We start from the raw sequence: 483 nt of genomic DNA on the forward strand, positions 1-483 counted from the left end.
CCTAGCCCTGTTTACCGTTTCCTGTAAACCGAGGTTTTGGATAATGGTCGATTTTGGCACGCATGGCATGATTGGCGCTTTTAAACAGGAGATCCAGAGTGCTGATTGGCTATGTAAGGGTATCAACAAATGACCAGAATACAGACCTGCAACGAAACGCTCTTGTTTGTGCAGGATGTGAACAAATATTTGAAGATAAATTAAGCGGAACAAGGACAGACCGACCGGGATTAAAACGCGCTTTAAAGCGCCTTCAAAAAGGTGACACACTGGTTGTCTGGAAACTGGATCGCCTCGGGCGAAGCATGAAACATTTGATTTCTCTCGTAGGGGAATTACGAGAGCGAGGGATTAATTTTCGCAGTCTTACTGACAGTATTGATACGTCATCTCCAATGGGGCGTTTTTTCTTCCACGTTATGGGTGCCCTGGCTGAAATGGAACGAGAACTAATTATCGAGCGAACGATGGCTGGACTTGCTG

The 483-nt window shown here is 45.8% G+C and carries 1 protein-coding gene; it reads left to right on the plus strand.

Translation table 11 applies throughout. The features are described 5' to 3' along the window. Positions 1 to 98 precede the first annotated feature (98 nt). Positions 99 to 483 (plus strand): recombinase family protein (locus AC0L3J_RS37405; protein ID WP_473350432.1); only part of this gene is annotated, 385 nt, incomplete at its 3' end.

This window comes from Bradyrhizobium sp. Kon37 (assembly GCF_055807535.1).